This is a genomic window from Rania fehmarnensis (genome assembly GCF_056494185.1).
On record NZ_CM151398.1, the window covers coordinates 8,105,840 to 8,126,165 of the forward strand.

Annotated in this window: 15 protein-coding genes; 9 read left to right on the plus strand and 6 right to left on the minus strand. The window is 54.0% G+C overall.

Translation table 11 applies throughout. The features are described from left to right. The first annotated feature begins 110 nt into the window (after nucleotides 1-110). Together SH573x_RS27555 and SH573x_RS27560 are read left to right on the plus strand one after the other, a co-directional pair. Nucleotides 111-1,331, plus strand: a complete 1,221-nt coding sequence (locus SH573x_RS27555; RefSeq protein ID WP_479351275.1) for a lactonase family protein — start codon at nucleotides 111-113, stop codon at nucleotides 1,329-1,331. Between the two features lie 100 nt (nucleotides 1,332-1,431). Continuing rightward, entirely contained in the window at nucleotides 1,432-2,574 is a 1,143-nt protein-coding gene (locus tag SH573x_RS27560) for an FAD-dependent oxidoreductase (protein WP_479351276.1), read from the plus strand. A 23-nt stretch (nucleotides 2,575-2,597) separates the two neighbouring features. Here SH573x_RS27560 and SH573x_RS27565 read toward each other — a convergent pair whose 3' ends face one another. The 3 genes from SH573x_RS27565 to SH573x_RS27575 all read right to left on the minus strand — a co-directional run bounded on the left by SH573x_RS27565 (nucleotide 2,598) and on the right by SH573x_RS27575 (nucleotide 8,677). Beyond that, nucleotides 2,598-5,996, minus strand: coding sequence for an AAA domain-containing protein (locus SH573x_RS27565; protein WP_479351277.1), 3,399 nt, complete (start codon nucleotides 5,994-5,996; stop codon nucleotides 2,598-2,600). A gap of 572 nt (nucleotides 5,997-6,568) precedes the next feature. Continuing rightward, nucleotides 6,569-8,320, minus strand: coding sequence for a hypothetical protein (locus tag SH573x_RS27570; protein ID WP_479351278.1), 1,752 nt, complete (start codon nucleotides 8,318-8,320; stop codon nucleotides 6,569-6,571). A gap of 231 nt (nucleotides 8,321-8,551) precedes the next feature. Continuing rightward, nucleotides 8,552-8,677, minus strand: a complete 126-nt coding sequence (locus tag SH573x_RS27575; protein ID WP_479351279.1) for a hypothetical protein — start codon at nucleotides 8,675-8,677, stop codon at nucleotides 8,552-8,554. A 159-nt stretch (nucleotides 8,678-8,836) separates the two neighbouring features. Between SH573x_RS27575 and SH573x_RS27580 the strand changes: the two genes are divergently transcribed. From SH573x_RS27580 to SH573x_RS27610, 7 genes are all read left to right on the plus strand, one after another. Beyond that, nucleotides 8,837-9,529: a hypothetical protein gene (locus SH573x_RS27580; RefSeq protein WP_479351280.1), complete on the plus strand. Its 693-nt coding sequence runs from the start codon at nucleotides 8,837-8,839 to the stop codon at nucleotides 9,527-9,529. An 87-nt stretch (nucleotides 9,530-9,616) separates the two neighbouring features. After that, the gene (locus SH573x_RS27585; RefSeq protein WP_479351281.1) at nucleotides 9,617-10,351 is read left to right on the plus strand and encodes a hypothetical protein; all 735 of its coding nucleotides are present in this window, start codon (nucleotides 9,617-9,619) and stop codon (nucleotides 10,349-10,351) included. Nucleotides 10,352-10,505: 154 nt separating this feature from the next. Next, nucleotides 10,506-11,837, plus strand: coding sequence for a DUF2254 domain-containing protein (locus SH573x_RS27590; RefSeq protein ID WP_479351282.1), 1,332 nt, complete (start codon nucleotides 10,506-10,508; stop codon nucleotides 11,835-11,837). Between the two features lie 392 nt (nucleotides 11,838-12,229). Beyond that, nucleotides 12,230-13,252, plus strand: coding sequence for a sigma-54 interaction domain-containing protein (locus SH573x_RS27595; protein ID WP_479351283.1), 1,023 nt, complete (start codon nucleotides 12,230-12,232; stop codon nucleotides 13,250-13,252). Nucleotides 13,253-13,286: 34 nt separating this feature from the next. Then, on the plus strand, nucleotides 13,287-13,802 hold the full coding sequence (locus SH573x_RS27600) for a DUF421 domain-containing protein (RefSeq protein WP_479351284.1): 516 nt from the start codon (nucleotides 13,287-13,289) through the stop codon (nucleotides 13,800-13,802). Nucleotides 13,803-14,089: 287 nt separating this feature from the next. Further along, entirely contained in the window at nucleotides 14,090-15,484 is a 1,395-nt protein-coding gene (locus SH573x_RS27605) for a Gfo/Idh/MocA family protein (protein ID WP_479351285.1), read from the plus strand. Next, a complete protein-coding gene (locus SH573x_RS27610; RefSeq protein WP_479351286.1) occupies nucleotides 15,481-16,242 on the plus strand; it encodes a 3-keto-disaccharide hydrolase in 762 nt (253 codons plus the stop codon). Before SH573x_RS27605 ends, SH573x_RS27610 begins: the two co-directional genes overlap by 4 nt. Nucleotides 16,243-16,294: 52 nt before the next feature. Here SH573x_RS27610 and SH573x_RS27615 read toward each other — a convergent pair whose 3' ends face one another. The 3 genes from SH573x_RS27615 to SH573x_RS27625 form a co-directional block, all read right to left on the minus strand. Next, a complete protein-coding gene (locus SH573x_RS27615) occupies nucleotides 16,295-16,585 on the minus strand; it encodes a hypothetical protein (RefSeq protein ID WP_479351287.1) in 291 nt (96 codons plus the stop codon). 256 nt (nucleotides 16,586-16,841) lie between these two features. Then, complete coding sequence (locus tag SH573x_RS27620) at nucleotides 16,842-18,272, minus strand: sigma-54-dependent transcriptional regulator (protein WP_479351288.1); 1,431 nt, start codon at nucleotides 18,270-18,272, stop codon at nucleotides 16,842-16,844. Then, nucleotides 18,265-20,169, minus strand: coding sequence for a PAS domain-containing sensor histidine kinase (locus SH573x_RS27625; protein ID WP_479351289.1), 1,905 nt, complete (start codon nucleotides 20,167-20,169; stop codon nucleotides 18,265-18,267). The genes SH573x_RS27620 and SH573x_RS27625 overlap by 8 nt, the downstream gene beginning before the upstream one ends. Nucleotides 20,170-20,326: the final 157 nt, after the last annotated feature.

Consider the following 20,326-nt stretch of genomic DNA (forward strand, 5'->3'; position numbering starts at 1 on the left):
TGAGATCATAAAATTTTCTCTACAGCCGTCACAAATGATGTCCATTAGCAATAGGTTGTTGAGCATTACGTTTGCGATTGCCATCACTATATGATTTTTTGGGATCAACGATGATTTGCAGGAAACTATTGACCATTGTCTGGCTGTTTTGGTGTACGAGCGTTCACGACACATTGGCCCAGGCACCGCCGGTCAACGAGGCTGGGAACGCACCGGAAGTTATCGAGCAATCGAAAACACTAAAGTTCGTACAGAACTTCGAGCAGGAGAGTCTGAAGGGAGTCGTCGGCCTGACGCTTAGTTCAGATGGCCGCTTTTTGTACGCCTCGGCTTACCAATCAGCCACCCTACATACTTTTTCAGTCGATCCGCAGCTTGGTCGACTAACGTTGGTCGATTCGCTGAACACCCCAAACGCACTGCGCGGTGTGATCGATTTTCGCATAAGTCCCGATGGCAAGCTGGGACTGGCCACCGCGTTTCGATCGAAGGCTATGACACTGTTTCAGCGCGATCTCGATACAGGCAAGTTAACACATTCAAACACCATCGATAAGCACAGCGATGGCAAAAGCACCTTTCAGTGGCCGATCCGGGGCGCATTTTCGACAGACGGTAAATTTGCCTACGTTGTAGACAGCGGAATGACCAATTCGGTACTCGTTATGGCTAAGCCATCGATCGTCGTACTCAAGGTCGTAGACAACAAAATTGAGTTTGTCGAAGCATTCAGGGCTCCACAAGGTGCACTAGCCAACGGTCGAGGCATAGTCGCACATCCCAATGGCAAGCATTTGTTTGCCACTGCCTCCAACGGTCAGTCCTTAGTATCGCTGCGCCGCCACGCTGAAACAGGAAAACTTGAACTGATCGAGACCATGCGATCAGAACCGGACAAGCTAAGTGTGCTCGATGGAGCTATGTCCGTGGTCATTGATCCATCGGGCACGTTTGTCTATACGCTATCTGGTCGCTTTCGAGGCGACGGTGGCGTGGGTGTCTTTGCCTTCGACGCCGAGCAAGAGAAACTGAGTTTACTGGAGGAACATAAGAGTGGATCTGCAGGCTTGGAGAATTTTCAAGGCGGCAATCAACTCGCGATCAGCCCCGACGGTCAGCGACTCTATGCAGTCGGCACGACTCAGGGTACGCTGTCCACATTCAAGCGTGATCCAAACAGTGGCAAATTGACCGCTATCGAGACAGTCGCTTTCCGCCCGCAGTGGAAAGGTAGCGCTGCAGCTGTCGAAGTTTCATCGGATAGCCGCTTCGTTTACGTCTCAGGGGCCGAACTCGATCCATCGATTACCGTGTTTCAGGTTCTGCCTTGAAAATCGAAGTCGTTTGGATCATGTTAGCTGCCAAGCGGTGGCCAATCAAACGTAGCGCGTCCACCGTCTGGCGACGGTGGCTACCCTGCGGTGGCCATTTATGCGGGAGTTGGTTGTGCGTTGTATCGTGTTACTGGGAATCGGACACACGCACGCGCATGTAGTACGCAAGTGGATCGATTCTCCATTGCCTGATTGCCGACTGGTCTGCGTCTCCAACTGTCCAGTGGCCACTTATTCAGGCATGCTGCCCGGCGCATTAGCCAGGCAATTCACCCCGGCGGAGATGCAGATCGATCTGGCAGCCTTATGCAGTCGAGCCGGCGCAGAGTTAATCGTGGCGCAAGCCGATGGCTTGGATGTGTCCAATCAAGTGCTGACGTTTGCGGACCGAGAATCGCTGCGATTCGATGTACTCTCCATCGGCGTCGGTTCGATGCCTGCGGGCTGGAACGAGATCGAAACGCCCGCCCTGGTGCCGATCAAACCGATGAGCAGCTTTCTTGAGCGACTAGACGATAGACTAGCGGTCGTCCATTGTCATGTGCAACACGATATTCCACGTCCCCTGCGGATCTCTGTTGTCGGCGGTGGCGTAGCCAGTATTGAGATCGCGCTTTGCTTGCGTACCAGACTCGAAACTTCGACCGAACTGGCAACTGCTTCGATACAGATCCTGACTTCGTCGAGCGAGATTGCCGAAGAGCTGCGATCTGGCAGTGTAAGACAACTGCGAAGAATTCTCGAGCGACGCCAAATCGCGGTAACTACGGATGCACGCATCACGCACTTTTCCGACGAACGACTGACGGATCACAGCGGCAGACAGTTCCCCGCCGACTGCGTCATTTGGGCAACTGGAGCTGCCGCACCACCCGTGTTAAGCAAACTCGGATTGCCACCGGACGAGCGCGGCTTTGTGGCCACGGCTGCGAACCTGCAAACCATTGCTGGACATCCCATATTCGCAGTGGGCGATTCGGGCACGATCCTAGAAAGCCCCGCTCCCAAAGCTGGAGTCTACGCGGTGCGCCAAGCGCCCATACTGTGGCACAACCTATGCGCGATCCTAGACCACGCGCCGCTGCAAACTTTTCACCCTCAGCGCGACTTCCTAAAACTTCTTAACACAGGCGATGGTCGAGCACTGATGCAGTACAAGTCCTTCACTTTCTACGGTCGCTGGTGTTGGTGGCTGAAATACTTTATTGATAAGCGATTTATTCGCAAGTATCAATTCTGATGCAGCGCATTAGGCATTGTCAGCTAAGGGGCAACTGCCTTTCGCGGAGCGAAAGGAGACATACAAGTTTCGATCGTTTGGATTACTTTCCGCGAAGTCGAACTGCCATCGCGAGTTCCATAGATGGCAAGTAAAGATCGCGCGCGAGTCATGGCGACGTAAAGACTGTTGGCTAGGATTTGTCCGTCGCCGGTGACGAACTGGTCAACGCATGGAATGATCACCACCTCCGATTCGTAGCCTTTGTACGAATGCGAGGTCGTGACAACTAGCGTGTTTTCTTGACGCTCGAAGGGCCGATTCACTTGTACGGAGAGTTCGACCCCGATCTCGGCCAGCCTGGCAGACAGCTTCGACTCCAACAGTTGCAGTACTGCTTTGCCATTGTAGATTACACATATATCGCAAGCGGCAATGCCGTCGTTGAGAATCAAGTGCCTGAGATGCTTGACGATCATCTCAAGCTCTTCATGGCGGCTGTCGAAGCCACGAAATATAGGGTTTGGCCCGTGAATCTCGTTGAAATGTACGCTAAACCAATCTTCATCAACGCCAGAACACTTTTCGATCAGGCCGAGATCCAGCAGCTCTTGCTGATCGTGACGTTGATCATCAGGCGTAAGTCGGTATTGGACATTCAGCGCCAGCTCCGCAATGCGCCGCGTCGCACGGAAGCTTTCGCGCATGATGATCGAACGTCCGCGCAGATCGATACCCAACTCCGCCCACTTGGGAGTCTTGCGACCATAGACATTCTGCGCGTTGTCATAAAATATGTGAGCGGCTCGACTGTTGGGATCCTCCGGACTGGCCTGCTCGACGATCGACAGCAACAACTTCAGTGTGGATGGCCCCATGTCTTGAGCTTCGTCGATAAAGAGTGCTGAGCAGCGTGGTAGTAGTTCCGTGGCATCCTGACGATTCAAAAACTCTTCGGCTGCGCGATCGTAGTCAAACTCAAACGCTTCGATTGACAAATCTGCGCTGGGCAGGATGCCGGCCAACACATCGCGTACATGCATCAGCGAGACACGATCCCAAGGGAAGCCTGTCGTCTCGAATAAGTCACCCTGCGTCAAACTACTCCACGCCACTTCCACCGATTCTTGCAGCAGTTTATGCAGCGACCGATTCGCATACACGGCCCAAATACGAAAGTTCTTATCACCGCGCTTGCGTTGCACGGTCTTGGCCAACCAGTTGCACAGGACCAGCGATTTGCCGCTCCCGGCGACTCCGCGCACCAAACGTGGTTTACCATCCAGCGTTAAGTTGGTCAGGCGTTGTTGTTCCTCCGAGAGTACCGGGCTCATGCCCTTACGCTGGTCAATCTGTCGGCCCATAGCGCTGGATGACTTCTGCTTTCGCGCATAAGCTTCCCTGGGCTCGATCGCTAGAGCCGTGCGCCGCTGGGCCTCAGTCGTACATACATCGCTGACCGTTTGCCACTCGAGGCTTTCGCCTTGCGCGACCAGTTGGCTGGGAGTCAAATGCTGAATGAGTGGCCTGAGATACGGTTCTTCCATCTCATTGCGGCTAGCCAGTACGATGACCGCTTCGCGCGCGCGACTGAGAGCGACATTGATGAGTCGCTTCCATTCATCGAAGGGCCAACTGTAACTGCCTGCGTTGACTGTATCGAAGATGACGATGTCTGCTTCGGATCCTTGTTGACTATGGACGGTCGAGGATTGCCACTTCGCTAGCCCCCATTGGGTAAACAAGGCATCAATGGCTTGAGCCTGCGCCAGGAACGGGGCGATGAAAAGTCCGTTGGCTTGCCTGATGCGGTCATCGTCAAGAATCTTCTCGAGAACGATCGGGGTTATCGACCGGATCCAACTCTTATTGCCCGGTCCGCGCTGCGCTCGAATCGACGCCAGAGAACTGCCTTCGGCGTCGAGCATATACCAGATGGCTCGCGAGTAGTTGGCCAAAGCTGGCGGCAGCGTCGAACTGCGCTCGCATGTATCTTGGGCCGTCGTTAGGAGTCCAGCGTACTGAAAAGCAGATACAACCTGGCAGACATCGGGATGCATGCGGCGCTGCTGGGTTAATACGTGAACGGCCGCAGGTGTGTCTTGCAGGTCATCCAGATGGCTGAGTCCACTACTGGCCAACCAATTCTGTTGCCGGGTGGGCAGAATGCGCGAGATGCGACTAATGGGTGCCAGTTGTTTTGAATCACCAACCAGCACGACGCGACGAGCCGCCAAGAGGGATAGAGCGGCAATGGCGGTCCGCGACAATAATCCAGCTTCGTCGATAAAGATCGTTGTAAAGGGAGCGCTGCCCTCGGCGAGCAGTTTCATGATCAGTTTGTCTCTGAGTTGACACGTAGCCTTGAAGGCAGTAGCGACCACGACGCGGACCTCGGGATCGACGAAGTTGCGTTTGCTCTGATCGCCTCCGCCAGCGCGCAACTCAGTGATCTTCTTGCGCGTCAGAGCTTTCTCTTCCCAAGTATCAAACAGTCGCAGTTGGCCAGCTAGCTGATCAATCTCATGCAGCACTTCGGACTCGGTCCCCTGCAACATGGATTCAAGCTCGGCATCGGCGAAGCTGCGGATCGATGCTCCTTTACCGATGCGCAGCAATTTGCCTTCGTCCAACTCAGTTCGAGTAGCACTGCGGGCTGCGTTGCCGATCGATAGAGCCACTGCATCGGTGGCAAGGTTGGTTGTAGAGACGACCAGGATGCGTTCGCTGGGATCGACCAGGACAGCTGCAATTTGCTGACCGGTCATCCAGGTCTTGCCGGTACCCGGTGGCCCCCATAGTACGCTCCACGAATGTCGCCACCATGCGCGCAGATGCTCCAGCCCAACTTCGTCCACTTCTGGCAGCGCCGGATGGACTCCGCCTTCGCTCGCCGCCAATCGGCCTGGCAAATCCGCACGTAACTCTTGGAATGCGTCGTCATTGTAGACTGCATTGATGACCGACAGAAATTCGAAGGGGCGGACAAAGAATGGACCGACTGTCGGTGCCAGTTCGGGGTTATCAAGGCTAATGAACAAGCAGCCGTTTCGCTCGTCCACTTCCAGCACTTCGCCTTTCCACACGATTTCATCTTCGAAGGCGGCGTCTTCGTAGGAGAAGTTGGCCAGTAGTGCATTGTCATCGAGCGATCTGGGACGAAATGCGAAGGCCCCCTCCCAAGTCCAATCGAACTCAACTGCCTTGCCCACATGCACCGCGCAAACACTGCCGCGATCCCGTTCGGCGATGATGCTGACCTTTTGGCATTGCAGCTTCTTCCACTGAGTGCAATCGCGATATTCCTGGCGCACCGCCACCGCCGCATCCCTGGCCAGTCTCTCATCGGCCGCAGGCAGCATTAAATTTGCAGCAAACTGCGCAGGCCGAAAATCGTTTAGTCCAAGTGAGTCTTCCTCGTCGCTTTGTGGCTCCACTGACATCCCCTCGCCCTCAACCGCACAGTCAATGGCCACATTCTAGCATCCGGGTTTAACCCGTAGCCGCCGGCGAGGCGCACCCGCTAACCAAATCCTGCGTTTACCTAAGCATCCTCGTTTAACCCGTAGCCGCCAGGCGAGGCGCACCCTCTAACCAAGCTTGCGTTTACCTGAGCGTCCGCTTGCTTAACTTAATGAGTTGGCGGTGAGAAACCACTCCTTCGTTTACCTGGCCTGCGGCGCCGCCGGCGAGGCGCACCCGCTAACCAAATCCTGCGTTTACCTAAGCATCCTCGTTTAACCCGTAGCCGCCAGGCGAGGCGCACCCTCTAACCAAGCTTGCGTTTACCTGAGCGTCCGCTTGCTTAACTTAATGAGTTGGCGGTGAGAAACCACTCCTTCGTTTACCTCGCCTTCGGCTACGGGTTAAACGAGTCAACCAGCCAAGCGAGGCGAGCTCGGTGGAGGCCATATACGAAGAAAGAGACGAGTGAACTTGCGCCCACTCGCCTCCTTCAGGGAGCCAACAAAGTCGCTACTTGCGTAGACGGCTCTGTCGGAATTCTCAAGTTAAATTAGAAACGACGATTGGTTTGATCGGGTTGCGCTCGCGATGCGCTTTGCGACTCCAATTCATCTTGTACGCCGTGTCGTGCTTCGGACTTGCTCAATCGACCGTCGTTGTTTTGGTCGAAGTCATCGAAGCTTTCAGCGAACATGGAATCTTCTGCTTCGTTGCGGCTCAGGCGACTGTCGCTATTTTCGTCGAGCTTGTCGAAACATTTTTCACACCATTCTGCGACGGCCTGCTCGCGGCGTTGCTCTAATTCGCTCTGCGAAATTTCGCCGTCATTGTTGGCGTCGATCTTACTCAAGACTCCATAGGCTTTCTGCAGTTCTTCTCGCTTCAGATGACCATGATTGGCGTCGATCACCCATACATAGGCAGTGTTCATTGGGTCGGACGATTGACCGTTGCTCTGGCCCATCGAACCACTTCGCTCTTGTCGATTCTGCGAGAATTGCTCTCCCGATCGTGAAGCATAGCTGGCGATTTCCGCGCGAGTCAAACGTCGATCGCTATTGGAATCGATCTGTTGAAATTCATCGTACATACCGGCTGGCAATTCACTGCGAACGATGACATTATCGTTGTTGTCATCGTGTTGACGAATGAACTGCCGAGCCCCATTGGCTGCAATCTCTTGATTGTTTTGGCCACTGTTCTCGTCGGACCACCATGACGACCACCACTGCGACCAGCTCTGATCATCATCGCTGCCGGACTGCGCAGTGCTGCTCGACTGGCGATTGCCGGAAGTCGTGGAACGGCTGTCAGCATACGAGGTATTTGAAGCCTGTGTGCGCAGGGCGTAGCCGTATTGCTGCACTTCGTTGCGACTTACGTAACCGTCGTTGTTACGATCCACGAATTCGAAGTCGTCGTGCATACGCTGGGGAAGCTCTGCCTTGGTCAAGAACCCATCATTGTTCTTGTCATACGTTTGCAGCAGTCGGCGTGAACCGCTGCTAGCGATTTCCTGCTGTGAGGCACCAGACTGATCGTCCGACCACCAGGATGACCACCACTGCGACCAACTGCGATCATTACTATCGTTGCTGGCTGTGCTGTTATCCCGCTGGTTACGATTGTTGGCCTGGCGTTGTTGTCGCTCGTCGAACGAAAGTTCTCCAAAACGGCTTAATTCTTGTCGAGACAGCACGTTGTCGTCATTGCGATCAATTTCTTGAAAATCACTGCGCATGTGCGGAGGCAGTTCGCGACTGGTCAAGCGTTGATCGTTGTTGTCATCGTACTGACGAATAAATTCAGCCGCACCCACGCTGGCACCTTCAGTGCGACCGCGTCGAGCTTGGCGCTCATCATCCCACCACGACTGCCACCAGCGGCCCGTTTGGCTGACGGCGCGATCCACGTCAATGGTCCCTTCACCAGAAGTGCGGAGATCGTTCTTGTCCGTGTCGTATTTCAAGTCGAATTGACCGTCACGCAGCACATCGCGACGATTGGGCTGATCCTCGAACTGAATCTCCTCGTCAACGTCGATGGACAATCGGTTCTTGTCATCGTCGTACTGCAAACGAACTTCGTCTCGATCGCTCGAGTTCTGTTTGCGGTTGTTTTGACTCTGGTTTTCATCGTTTTTGTTTGAACCGCTCTGACCTTGTTGTTCAGACTTTTGCTGCTGTGCACTGCCCGACTGCTGCTGATTGTCCCGCTGCTTTTCCTGGGCGGTGAGGACCGTTCCGGGCCCCATCAACGCCACGATCGTCCCAATCGATGTCCAAATCCAATACCGTTGCATACTATTACTCCCTGTAAGTGAGTACCAAAAAAACCCAACACGTGTTTGTCATCGATCAGAATGACGCTCTCGATGACTAGTGTTGGCGGCGGGCCAAGAGTGGCCTCGACGATATGACAAACTCTGCGAAGTGCGCGCCATGCTCACTGTTTGATCGCACGTGCAGACATATAGCTGGCGAGTCGCTGCAATTTTCTGGTCGATGCTATGACCATAGTTTCAACGTCACCACTACCCTGAGGCCAACTTGTCCGATATGGCGGACAACTTGTCGCCTTGGAGTGCTGTGGCGTTTGCCACAGCTTTGATGTAAGCGTTGACTGCGCCGCAGCCTGTACGCACCAACGCAACGTTCATAACCACTGGTTCGTGCAGGCTACGGAACGGTTGGGTTAGCACATCAAAGCTACGGCTAACGCCGCAGCACTCCAAAGAAACAGGGCATGTAGTTTGCACGCCCCACCAATCGAACTCAAGCTGACTTTAATTATCTTCCTTTTGACTTCTGAGGTTTCCATGTCCAAGATCATCGACACAGGCAAGAACGATACGCTAACGGCCTTGCTGGTCGCTAATGTGCTATTGGGGTTGTTGTTAGTAACCTTCGCGGCTGGACTGATCTATGCCGAGTCCGCCGAGAGCCCAGCCCCCGATTCAGAGCTAACTGCCAGGTACACTGAGGAGGCCAGAGAACGTCTGGCCGAGCATTCTCAAGCTATCGAGCAAGAAGTTATGGCATTAGCCTCGGAGACTGTCCCTCCAATCACCGACGCCGTCTATGAACAGGCTCGTCGCGACTTTCCCAAGTACGTTAACGTGCTCGAGCGGGAAGGGGAGGCGCTCTTGACGAGCGTCGAACAAATTTTCGTGCGTCAAGTCAAAGATCAATATCGTCAGTACCTCCAAGTTCACCGCGACGTCCTGCAGCAAGAGTTCCCTAAATATACGAGCCAAGAAAACGTAGATCGGGTAATGAAGGAGTTTGAAGATACGTTCGATCGAATCGTCGAACGGTACTACCTGGACGAATTTCGCCGCGAAGCCAAACAGACGCAAACGCATTGGGCCGCCATAGAACCCGTGCCACTGCCCGGCCCCAACGAACCATCCTTGCATGAACAACTGGCCGACTACTCCTCCGATTGGACCATGCTGGCGCTGGATGATTCAAATAGTGCAGAACCAGTCCCCACTTCAACTCAGCCATAGCTTTAACTCGGCCCTTTGACTCGGACATAGTACGCTAATCGAACTTTATTCCTTGTATATTAACTGCGCATCGGGAGCCAACTGCAAATGTCATCCACACCGCATACCCCAGCCACAACTCCACCCAATACCGAGCATGGCACCGACATCCAGGATGTACCTAACAAAGTGCGCAGACGCACGTACATCACGGCGGCGCTGGCTGTCCTGCTGACCCTCGAGATTGCGGCTATTGGTATTTATGCCTACTTCCGCGTACAAAGCCTATTGGAACCTCAGAACCTGGCGAACCAGGTCGAGCAAACTGTACGCGAGAACTATCCAGAGTTCCGGCAAGAACTCGTCAGCCAGGCGCATGAAAAGGCACCCGAAATTGCCAAGCGAGTAAGCAAGTCGATCATTGCAGCGGCGCCTGACGCGCGAGCCGACTTGGAACGCCTGGCCGCTCGACAACTCGCCGTAGGACTGGATACGGCCACAGAATTAAGCGCCGAGCAGTTCCGCAAACTCTTGCAAGATAATCGTGATCAGTTTGTAAAGATATTCGAAACGATCGAAGAGACACCGGAAGAAGCCCATCGTTTGGTGTTGGAGACCGAAGCCAATATCGAGAAACAGCTCAGTGTAGATCTGCAGCGTCAAGCCAAACTGGCTGTGAAGAAAATGAACGGACTCAATGCCAAACTGAATCGACTGGCTGGACCTGCCGAGTCGCTGTCAGCCAAAGAACAACTTGAACGTCGGATCGTTCGGGTGTTGCGGGCTATGCAATTGTCAGATGACGGTATGCAGATTTCATCACTTGCTCAACCACGTCGCTGAGGTGCGAAATGGAAATGAACGATCGACTCGATACGCCCCGTGAGCTTTGAGCCTACGCGGAAACTAAATGCTGCTATGCCATGACAAGCTTGTAAGAGGACGCTAAAGTAGGATGCAACGCCAAGCGTCATCACCGGTTCCATTTAAGGCACGCATGTCCGCTCAATTCAGTACGTACTGGGAGAACTTTCGCTCCAGTTTCTGGTTTACCCCAACCATTATGGCAGCGGCATCGGTCGTGCTCGCCGTTGGAACGGTCGCCTTCGATCACAGTTTGCCTGAGTCCTGGCGCGGCAGCGGCTGGACGTATGGCGGTGGAGCTGACGGTGCACGGGCTGTATTGTCGGTCATTGCCAGTTCCATGATCACGGTGGCTGGTGTTGTTTTCTCAATTACGATTGTGGCGCTAACACTCGCTTCTTCGCAATTTGGTCCACGCCTGCTGCGCACCTTCATGCGCGACACGGCCAACCAAGTTGTGCTAGGCACTTTTATTGCCACCTTCCTGTATTGCCTGTTGGTTCTGAGAACGATTCGTGGGCTAGAGGACCGCGAATTTGTACCGCAAGTATCGGTGACTCTGGGCGTGTTGTTGGGAGTGGCAAGCCTAGGTGTCCTGATCTACTTTATTCATCACGTAGCGATCTCCATACAAGCGTCGTATATCGTCAAAACGGTTAGCCAAGACTTGCGGGCCGCCATTGATCGCCTTTTCCCAGACGAGCTAGGGCATGAAAAAAGTGCGGTGGACGCTAAATCTGAAGAAGTCGAGCAGGATCTCACGCAGCAGGACGCACTTGAAGTGCGCTCCGAGCATAGCGGTTACTTGCAGGCTATAGACAATGAACGTCTCATGGAAATTGCAGGCGAACATGACCTGGTGATCCACGTCGCCTTTCGCCCAGGACGTTTCGTCGTGGAAGGAACCACGCTGGCCATGCTGACACCGAGTACTCGGTGCGACGATGAAGTGTCGCACAATGTCAGCGAAACATTTGTGATTGGCCGCGAACGGACTTCTACGCAAGATGTCGAGTTCGCAGTTAGCCAACTGGTCGAAGTGGCATTCCGTGCCCTTTCGCCAGGAATCAATGATCCCTTCACTGCGATCAGCTGTATTGATTGGCTGTCGGTCGGGCTGAGCCAACTAGCCAGCCGCTCTTTGCCAGAAGCTCGGCGATTCGATTCAGACGGTCGGCTGCGAGTCATAGCTGATCCCATAACCTTTGCAGGTGTCGCCGATACTGCGTTCGATCTACTTCGCCAAGCCGGTCAGTCGCAACCTCTCATATCAATTAGACTTCTCGGCGCTATCTGTACGATCGCCGCCAGAGTTCGGCGAACTGAAGATATCGAGAGTCTCCGTCGGCATGCTGATTTGATTTGGAAGGTCACTTGGGATGAGTCGCTGCAGGGCTCGGTGCGAACGGAACTCGAACAGGGTTATCACCAGGCGGTGCGTATCTTGAACCAGGGTCCACAATGATCGTGCGTCGTCCCGATCCGCTCAACAATTTTCGCTGCCATGGGGTTTCTTCTAATGCAGCATTGCCATCGACAGTGAATCTACGCAAACGATTGTGGTCTAATTTTTCGCATGGTTCGCTCGACAGCCATTTGTGATCGCACAGCTACCTATCATCCATCGCAATGCATTTCGAGGCACGAGTATATTTGCGCTGTGAATACTTAGAAAAGTAGTGAAATGCAAAATTCATACGTTGATAAATCTCCTAAAGAGATTCAATGGTACGCGAGGTGCGAACCGAGGGGGCAGGAACGGCCGGAGCTGCGAACATGGGACCTGTGTTGGCTGAATAGCTTGGGAGCTGAATGTGTGGCAGACAGCAGTTTCGCCAGCAAACCAAGGAACAGTTCATGTACCAGTCGCCCCCCCGCTGTGCTGAGACCCGCGATCTCAGTAGTTCAAGTGGGAACGGCCACGCGCTAAACTTGCCAGGCATGATCGGCACTTCGAAAGCGATGAGGCGAGTATACGAACAAGTTCGACACGCCGCCCTATCAGACAGTAGCGTCGTAGTCTGCGGTGAATCCGGAACAGGCAAAGAGCTGGTCGCTTCTGCCCTGCACAGTCTCAGCCGCCGAGCTTCCGGTCCATTTGTCGATGTCAACACGGCCGCGATCCCTCAGGCTTTGATAGAGAGCGAGTTGTTTGGTCATGTGAAGGGTGCGTTCACGGGCGCCGTGGCCGACCGAACCGGCTGTTTTGAAGCGGCTGATGGCGGTACGATCTTCATCGACGAAATCGGTGAACTCGAGTTGGCTTCGCAAGCCAAACTGCTGCGCACACTCGAGACACATCGAGTTCGACGGGTGGGTTCCTGCGGCGATTCACACGTTGATACGCGTGTCGTGGCCGCCACCAATCGACGACTCGAAGAGATGATCGAAGAGGGAACCTTTCGCGAGGACCTTTATTTCCGTTTGAACGTCGTCACCATTTTCATCCCTCCGCTGCGCGAGCGGGCGTCCGATATTCCAGCGCTGATCGATCACTTCTTGCATATGATTTGCACACGCATGCATCGCGCTATACCTCATCTGGATGACTCGTTGAGGGAATATTTGCTAACTCAGCCATGGCGCGGCAATGTGCGGCAAATGAGAAATTGCATTGAAAGCATGCTCGTCATGAACACCTCACCGGAGCTCACGGTAAAGGACCTGCCGCGTCGACTCCACTTGTTCAACAAGTCGAGCCAGCCAATCAAGCTACCGGAAGGACTGACGCTAGAGGAACTGGAGCGAATCGCAATTCGGCAGGCGTTAGCTCGTTTCAATGGCGCTCGAGAACGCGCGGCCAAAGCTCTCGGCATCTCAGTGCGCACGTTGCAGCGCAAATTGCGCATGTGGGGACAGGAACTAACATGTCAAGAGTAGCACGTTGTCAACAGTGCTTAGGGGGCAAGCGCTCATGGACCAGATCTTTTTCAGCAACGCTCAATCGCTTATACGTTCGCTGATCATCGGGGTGTTAGCCTACATAGCGATACTGCTGACATTGCGCGTGACTGGTAAGCGAACGTTGTCCAAGCTCAATGCGTTCGACATGATTGTGACCGTTGCCTTGGGATCGACTTTAGCCACGGTCTTGTTGACCAAAAGCATCGCCTTAGCCGAAGGCGTATTAGCCTTGATGTTACTCTGTGGCTTGCAATACGCAGTATCGTGGTCGAGCGTCCGCTGGAAATGGGTGCGAGAATTGGTCAAGAGCGAACCGCGATTAGTTGTCCATGCTGGCCAGGTTTTGGAATCAGCTTTAAAGAGCGAACGTTTAACGCTCGAAGAAATCCAAGCCGCGTTGCGCGCCGCTCAGCTACACGACATCTCCGAAGCCGACGCAGTCGTCTTGGAGACCAACGGCAAGCTCAGCGTCATCCCCAAGTCCGAAAAATTTTCTGCCGACACCATTCCAGGCATCCATCCCTAGCGAGTGGTCGGTCAAACGCACTCGTGCCCAGGCTCTGCCTGGGCACGCACTGCTCCGGAGGCTCCGCCTCCTGCCTCACTGCCAGATCGCCAACCTGGCATTCCTACTACCTGGGCACACTCATTTACTTTACACATAAAGTATCTCGCTTTTCTGGCCATTTCTGCTAATTGATTGTATGGCTGCTGGTCGTCGGCTAGACTGCGCCCTTGCAGACCCCTGCTTAGTTTGGCCGGCGCATGGTGCATGCCGCTGGCTCCTGCCTTACCACCCACCCAGGAGTTGTCATGGTTCACTCACCCACGGCTTCGTCTTCGCGCCGGCGTACCAATCGTCGTCAGTTTATATCCGTAGCGGCCTCTACGGCGTTCAGCTTTACGATCGTTCCCAGGCATGTGCTCGGCGGGCCAGGGTACCTGGCGCCTAGCGAGCAAGTGCAAATGGCTGGAATCGGGGCAGGTGGCATGGGTGGGGGCGACATCGCGACGCTCACTAAACTCGGAGCCAATTATGTCGCGATCTGCGATGTGGACGATGAACGAGCCGCCGGTACTTTCAATGCTCATCCGCAAGCCCGGCGTTATAAAGACTTCCGTGAAATGCTGGACAAAGAAGCCGGCCACATCGATGCGGTCAGCGTGGGCACACCCGATCATACGCACGCGGTGGCTGCGATGGCCGCCATCAAAGCCGGCAAACATGTCTATTGTCAAAAGCCACTGACTCATACGCTCTTTGAATGTCGCGAGCTAACCAAAGCCGCGCAGGCAGCCAAGGTCATGACGTCGATGGGCAACCAAGGACATGCCTCCGAAGGCGCTCGACTGACCAACGAATGGATCCAAGCTGGAATTATCGGCCAGGTGCGCGAAGTGCATGTCTGGTCAGATCGAGCCGGTAAACTCTGGAAACAAGGCATTGGTCGTCCGACCGACACGCCGCCTGTCCCCAAAACGCTCGACTGGGATCTGTGGCTCGGGCCAATTCAAGCGCGTCCATACAACCCGGCATATGCTCCGTTCGGCTGGCGAGGTTGGTGGGACTTTGGCACCGGCGCCCTGGGCGACATGGGCTGCCATATCATCGATCATCCCGTTTGGGCACTGCGGCTGGGCGCACCCATTTCCGTTGAAGCCACGATTACGCATGATGGAACGCTGAATGAGAAAAACGAACTCAACGCCGAATCGTTTCCCAAAGCAGCGATGGTGACTTATCAGTTTCCAGCCCGCGAGGGAGGTCAGCTGCCCCCGGTTACGATGACCTGGTACGACGGAGGATTGATGCCACCCACTCCTGTTGAAATGGTGGGCAATCAGCGTTTACCGGACAACGGTGTCTTGTATGTAGGTAGTAAAGGCAAAATGTTTCACAGTTCGCACGGTGGCATGCCACAACTCTTGCCCGCTGAATTGCATCAGCAGGCCAAGACGGTTGCACCGACCATGGAACGTTCGCCGGGCCACTATGAAGAATGGTATCAAGCCTGCAAGACGGGCAAGCTACCGGCGGCCAGCTTCGATTATTCCGGCCCCATGACCGAAACCGTGCTGCTCGGTGTGCTGGCCCTGCGGGCGCCGGGACGACGATTGCTCTGGGATTCCGCCGACTTGAAAGTGACCAACCTGCCTGAGGTCAATCAATACATCCATACGGAATATCGCCAAGGATGGTCACTATGAACTCAATCAGCCATCCAAGAACCAAACGATACTTGCCTTTCAATGCGTGCGTCGCACTCCTGCTGGTATTGCAGTTGGCTGTCAGCTCTACCGTCTGCGCCGGCGACAATGAACTCACCGCCGAAGAAAAAGCTCAGGGTTGGTTGCTGCTGTTCGATGGCCAGACCACTAATGGCTGGCTTGATTCAAAAGAGAAACCGGTAGCCGCTACACATGTCAGCCAAGGATCTTTGAATCCTCATCCTTGTAACTACATGCTGATTCATCGCGAAGTCTATGATAATTTTACGCTGACTTTAGACTTCAAGATTAGCCCCAAGTGCAATAGCGGCGTCTTCATTCGCACCTTTCCCTTGCAGCCGCGCGTCGGCAAAGATGTGGGCTTTAATGGCCTGGAAGTAGCCATCGACGACACCACGACCCATGGCTTTCACGATACTGGAGCCCTGTATGACCTCGTGCAGCCAACGCAAAACGCGATGAAACCCGCCGGACAGTGGAACCACTTGCTGATCAACTGTCAGAACAGCCTGATCCGCGTCGAAGTCAACCATATCAAAGTTACAGAGGCGGACCTGGACCAATGGACCACCGCCAACAAACGCCCCGACGGCACGGACCATAAATTCGATGTCGCCTACAAAGATCATCCACGTCGGGGCTATATCGGACTTCAAGACCACGGCAGCGATGTGTGGTACAAGAACATCAAACTACTCGTCCGGACCGCGGTTCGCGACCTTAATACTACCCGATGAAATGGGTGGTTGAGTTCAAAAGATTAAATCAAGCGAACGTCATGTTCGCTTATCAAGAAGTTCCTTGATCATCGACTGTCAGATGATCCATTACCCGCATATTGGTCGCTGCCTTCAAGGCAAATGAAACGGCAACTTGTCGGAGGTAATACGATCTCACGGAACCGCTCAGACACAGACTACCGCTGCCATCAATGTCAAAGTGGACGTCTTCTAGTAGGTTGGCATACGGGCAATGCTCTTCAACGTACCTGCGAATGAACCTGATTTTGTCAGAGCTCGCTGCAGTCGCACCAGGCAACATAAAGCTGGAGTCAACGACTTTAGATAGTGGGAAGTTCATTGCTTTGCCTCTTCATCTCTCGGATGCGCCGGGAATTGCCATGCGTGGCACTCACCACCAAGCATACGGACGATCGCTCAAGCAAGCTTCATACCAGCCCAGCGGCGGAATTCAAACGCAAGCGTTTATCCACTGATTTTGCTGAAGATGGAAGTGCAGCAAAACTGATCACGTCGACACGGCAGCTCGAACTGTATCGAAGGGAAGCGCACCGAGACAATTTGATGCGCGCTACAACTAGGCACGTCGACCTGTTTTACTCATCGCCATAGCGCTGCAATAGCCGGTAGAGTGTTCGTCGCGTCACCCCCAGCAGCCTGGCAGCTTGAGCTTTGTTGCCTTGGGATTTCTGCATCGACTGTTTTACCAGGCGCTGTTCATGCTTGAGAAGATTCAGCGAACCATCGTCAGTGGCCGGCTGGAATGACACGCTGGGTTGGTCCTGAGCAGCAGGGTGGCAGGTCTCATTTTCTGTGTTGGGTGAATTGAGGGAGCCGACGGGCGCGAAGAGCAATTCAGGCAGATCATCCAAAGTTATAAATTGCTGCTCAGCTAGAATCTGTGCTCTTTCTAGAACATTAACTAGCTCACGAACATTGCCTGGCCAGTGATAATTTACCAAGGCATTCATGGCCTCCGGCGCGATCTGAGTTGGCGTGCGACCTCGCATCCGATTGACCAAGAAGTGTTCGACTAACAGCGGAATATCTTCGCGTCGCTGGCGGAGCGGTGGCAGTTCGATGGCCACTACATTCAAGCGATAGAACAGGTCTTCTCGAAATCGTCCGGCTTTTTGTTCTTCGCGCAGCGGTTTGTTGGTCGCGGCCACGATGCGTACATCGGCATAAGCGTCTTTAACACTGCCCACGCGTCGATAATGACCGTCTTCCAGTACACGCAGCAGTTTCGCTTGCATGGCCGGTGCCAGTTCCGCAACTTCATCGATAAACAGCGTGCCACCTGCGGCGACTTCGATCAGCCCCAGCTTGGAATGGCTGGCGCCAGTAAAGGCACCTTTTTCATGACCAAACAGTTCGCTTTCCACCAGCGTATCCTGGAGCGCAGCACAATTGATCGTCACAAGCGGTCGAGCAACGCGCGGGCTGTTTTGGTGCAGGGCGCGGGCCACCAACTCCTTGCCCGTTCCACTTTCTCCCTGGATCAGCACGGTAACATTGCTCGATGCCACCTTCTCGATCATTCGCAAAACCGGCTGCATGGTCGGCGAGTTGCCCACCAGCTTGAATCTCGGCGACTCAAATGTCAGTCGCGAAATGTATTCGCGGAGTTGGCTGTTCTCTCGTCGTAAGTGGTGAGATTCTAAAGCCCGGTTTAAGACCGGCAACATTAGTTGCAAGTTGAATGGCTTGAGCAGGTAGTCGAAGGCTCCCAGCTTCATCGCCTCAACGGCCGACTGTATCGTTCCCTGTCCGGTCATCATAATGAACAATAGCTGCGGATGACGCTGGCGAACGGTTCGCAGCAAGTCGATGCCGCTCATGCCTGGCATCATCAGGTCACTAATGATCAGCTCGAATTCTTGAGTGTCCAGCTGCGCGAGTGCTTCTTGCGCCGAAGCTGCACCCGTAGTCGCAAAGCCGTGATCGGCCAGTGACTCGCACAAGGCATCCTTGAGCTCCAACTCGTCATCGACTACCAGCAGCCTGCCCTGCGTTTTGTCAGCCATTTTCTGGGATCCCATAATTACGTGGACGGACTGGCAACCAAATGCGGACCGTTGTCCCCAGGCCCACTTGACTCTCTATGACCATTCGTCCGTTGTGTTCCTGAACAATTCGCCTGCAGATGGCCAGGCCCAAGCCGGTTCCACGTCCTTCTTCTTTGGTGGTAAAGAACGGTTCCATAACCGTCCGCAAGTGGTCCGCAGGAATCCCTGGTCCGGTGTCGGCGATTTCGATCCTAATAGCGGGCGTTCCGTCCTCGATAGTGTCCGAGGCGATGCGCATAGTGAGTGTACCGCCGCCTTCCATGGCGTCGCAGGCATTGGTTAATAGGTTAAGAAATACTTGACGAAGTTGCTGCCGATCGGCTTGCACCACCGGTGCATCGGATTGAAACTCGTGGATGACTTGTATTTGTTGCTTGCGCAACAGGTGTTGCACCAGTTCGGTTGCACCCATTAGTTCCTCGAACACCGGAACTTCTGAGCGAAGATTGGTTCCGCGACGAGAGAACTGCAGCAGGCTGGCAACCAGGCTGGCCATACGATCGATTTCATGCGACACAATTTGCAGCGGGCGGTAACGGGCATCGTCCGCTGCGGTTTTACTCATGACCGATTCCAGCCGCAATTGAATAGTTGCCATGGGATTGTTCAGTTCGTGAGCCACACTAGCTGCCAACTCGCCGACACTGGCCAGCTTGGCTGCTTGCCACAACTGTTGCGTTACCGCATGGACCTCATCGCGTCTGGCCTGCAATTCACTAACCAGGAGTTCCAAGCTGGCTTTTGTCTCCCGCAATTCGCGTTCAATCCTCGCTCGCTCCGTCACATCACGCGTGACCTTAACATAGCCGCTGACATTGCCATTGCGGTCGCGCATGGCTGTAATCAAGATATCGGCTCGAAATTGTGTACCGTCTTTACGAACGCGCCAGCCTTCGTCGAGTAACTGACCGTCCGCTGCAGCTTGTATTAGATGCGTCTGAGGTATTCGCTCGCGACGCTCATTTTCCGGAAAGAGCATTTCGTAGTTCATACCAATGGCTGCTTGCTGATCATATCCAGTCATCCGCTCAGCGCCGGTATTCCAAGTCGTGATTTTGCCCCCAGAGTCAAGCGAATAGATGGCATAGTCTTGCACACTCTCAACCATGGTTCGAAAGCGAGCTTCAATCTCCTTGCGGTCTCGGAGATCATGAACAATTACCATGATCGAGGGAGTACCTTGCAAATCGATGGGGGCCGTGAGAACTTCGACGGGGATAGTGGTTCCATCTCGTCTGAGCAGTTCTTCTTCGATCGCTGGTACCGGATGATTCGTTTCTTTGGCCTGCTTTCTACGCTCATCGATCAAGCTGTGATAGTGCGGGTGAAACCAAGACAGTGACTGAGTTCCTATCAGCTCCGCGCAGGTGTCGGCGCCTAACATCCTGGCCAGAGCTGGATTGCCATAAGTTATGTGATCCTCATTGGTCACCATGACGCCGACTGGCAAAATATCCAATATCTGCTGATATCGCCTGCGCGCATCTTCGATGGATTGCTCTCTGGCCTTTTCGGCCGACAGATCGCGTAGAACACCAACAAATAAGGTCTCACTGTCCGAATGGGCTTCACCCACTGACAACCACAATGGAAACAAGTTGCCATTTTTTCGACGTCCAATCAGTTCCCTGCCCGTACCAATGATTTGTTTCTGGCCCGTGCTCAGGTAACGCCTCAAGTATTCGTCGTGCTTCTGACGGTCGGGCTCCGGCATTAGCAACGATACGTTTTGACCAATCAACTCGTCGGCCGAATAACCGAACAGGCGTTCTGCGGCTCGATTAACAGTCTGCATCTGTCCACGCGAGTCGATGCTGACTATGCCATCCACGGCCGCATCTAATAGTGCAGCCATTCGAGCAGCATCTTGAGATAACCACTTGAAACTCATACTTGAATGCTCTGGTCCCTTGAGTCGTTTCCCCAGTCTTCGCAGCTGTTCTCCACAGATACTAACAGATTGAGACGGCATTTTGAAAGCCGATGTGCCGGGCCTTCTTTAACACATCAGC

Coding starts and splice junctions, on each gene's coding strand:
- SH573x_RS27570 (WP_479351278.1), bottom strand. CDS start 8,320: ATGCAACGGTATTGGATTTGGACATCGATTGGGACGATCGTGGCGTTG.
- SH573x_RS27560 (WP_479351276.1), top strand. CDS start 1,432: ATGCGGGAGTTGGTTGTGCGTTGTATCGTGTTACTGGGAATCGGACAC.
- SH573x_RS27595 (WP_479351283.1), top strand. CDS start 12,230: ATGTACCAGTCGCCCCCCCGCTGTGCTGAGACCCGCGATCTCAGTAGT.
- SH573x_RS27600 (WP_479351284.1), top strand. CDS start 13,287: ATGGACCAGATCTTTTTCAGCAACGCTCAATCGCTTATACGTTCGCTG.
- SH573x_RS27555 (WP_479351275.1), top strand. CDS start 111: ATGATTTGCAGGAAACTATTGACCATTGTCTGGCTGTTTTGGTGTACG.
- SH573x_RS27605 (WP_479351285.1), top strand. CDS start 14,090: ATGGTTCACTCACCCACGGCTTCGTCTTCGCGCCGGCGTACCAATCGT.
- SH573x_RS27620 (WP_479351288.1), bottom strand. CDS start 18,272: ATGGCTGACAAAACGCAGGGCAGGCTGCTGGTAGTCGATGACGAGTTG.
- SH573x_RS27575 (WP_479351279.1), bottom strand. CDS start 8,677: ATGAACGTTGCGTTGGTGCGTACAGGCTGCGGCGCAGTCAACGCTTAC.
- SH573x_RS27585 (WP_479351281.1), top strand. CDS start 9,617: ATGTCATCCACACCGCATACCCCAGCCACAACTCCACCCAATACCGAG.
- SH573x_RS27610 (WP_479351286.1), top strand. CDS start 15,481: ATGAACTCAATCAGCCATCCAAGAACCAAACGATACTTGCCTTTCAAT.
- SH573x_RS27580 (WP_479351280.1), top strand. CDS start 8,837: ATGTCCAAGATCATCGACACAGGCAAGAACGATACGCTAACGGCCTTG.
- SH573x_RS27565 (WP_479351277.1), bottom strand. CDS start 5,996: ATGTCAGTGGAGCCACAAAGCGACGAGGAAGACTCACTTGGACTAAAC.
- SH573x_RS27615 (WP_479351287.1), bottom strand. CDS start 16,585: ATGAACTTCCCACTATCTAAAGTCGTTGACTCCAGCTTTATGTTGCCT.
- SH573x_RS27625 (WP_479351289.1), bottom strand. CDS start 20,169: ATGGCTGCACTATTAGATGCGGCCGTGGATGGCATAGTCAGCATCGAC.
- SH573x_RS27590 (WP_479351282.1), top strand. CDS start 10,506: ATGTCCGCTCAATTCAGTACGTACTGGGAGAACTTTCGCTCCAGTTTC.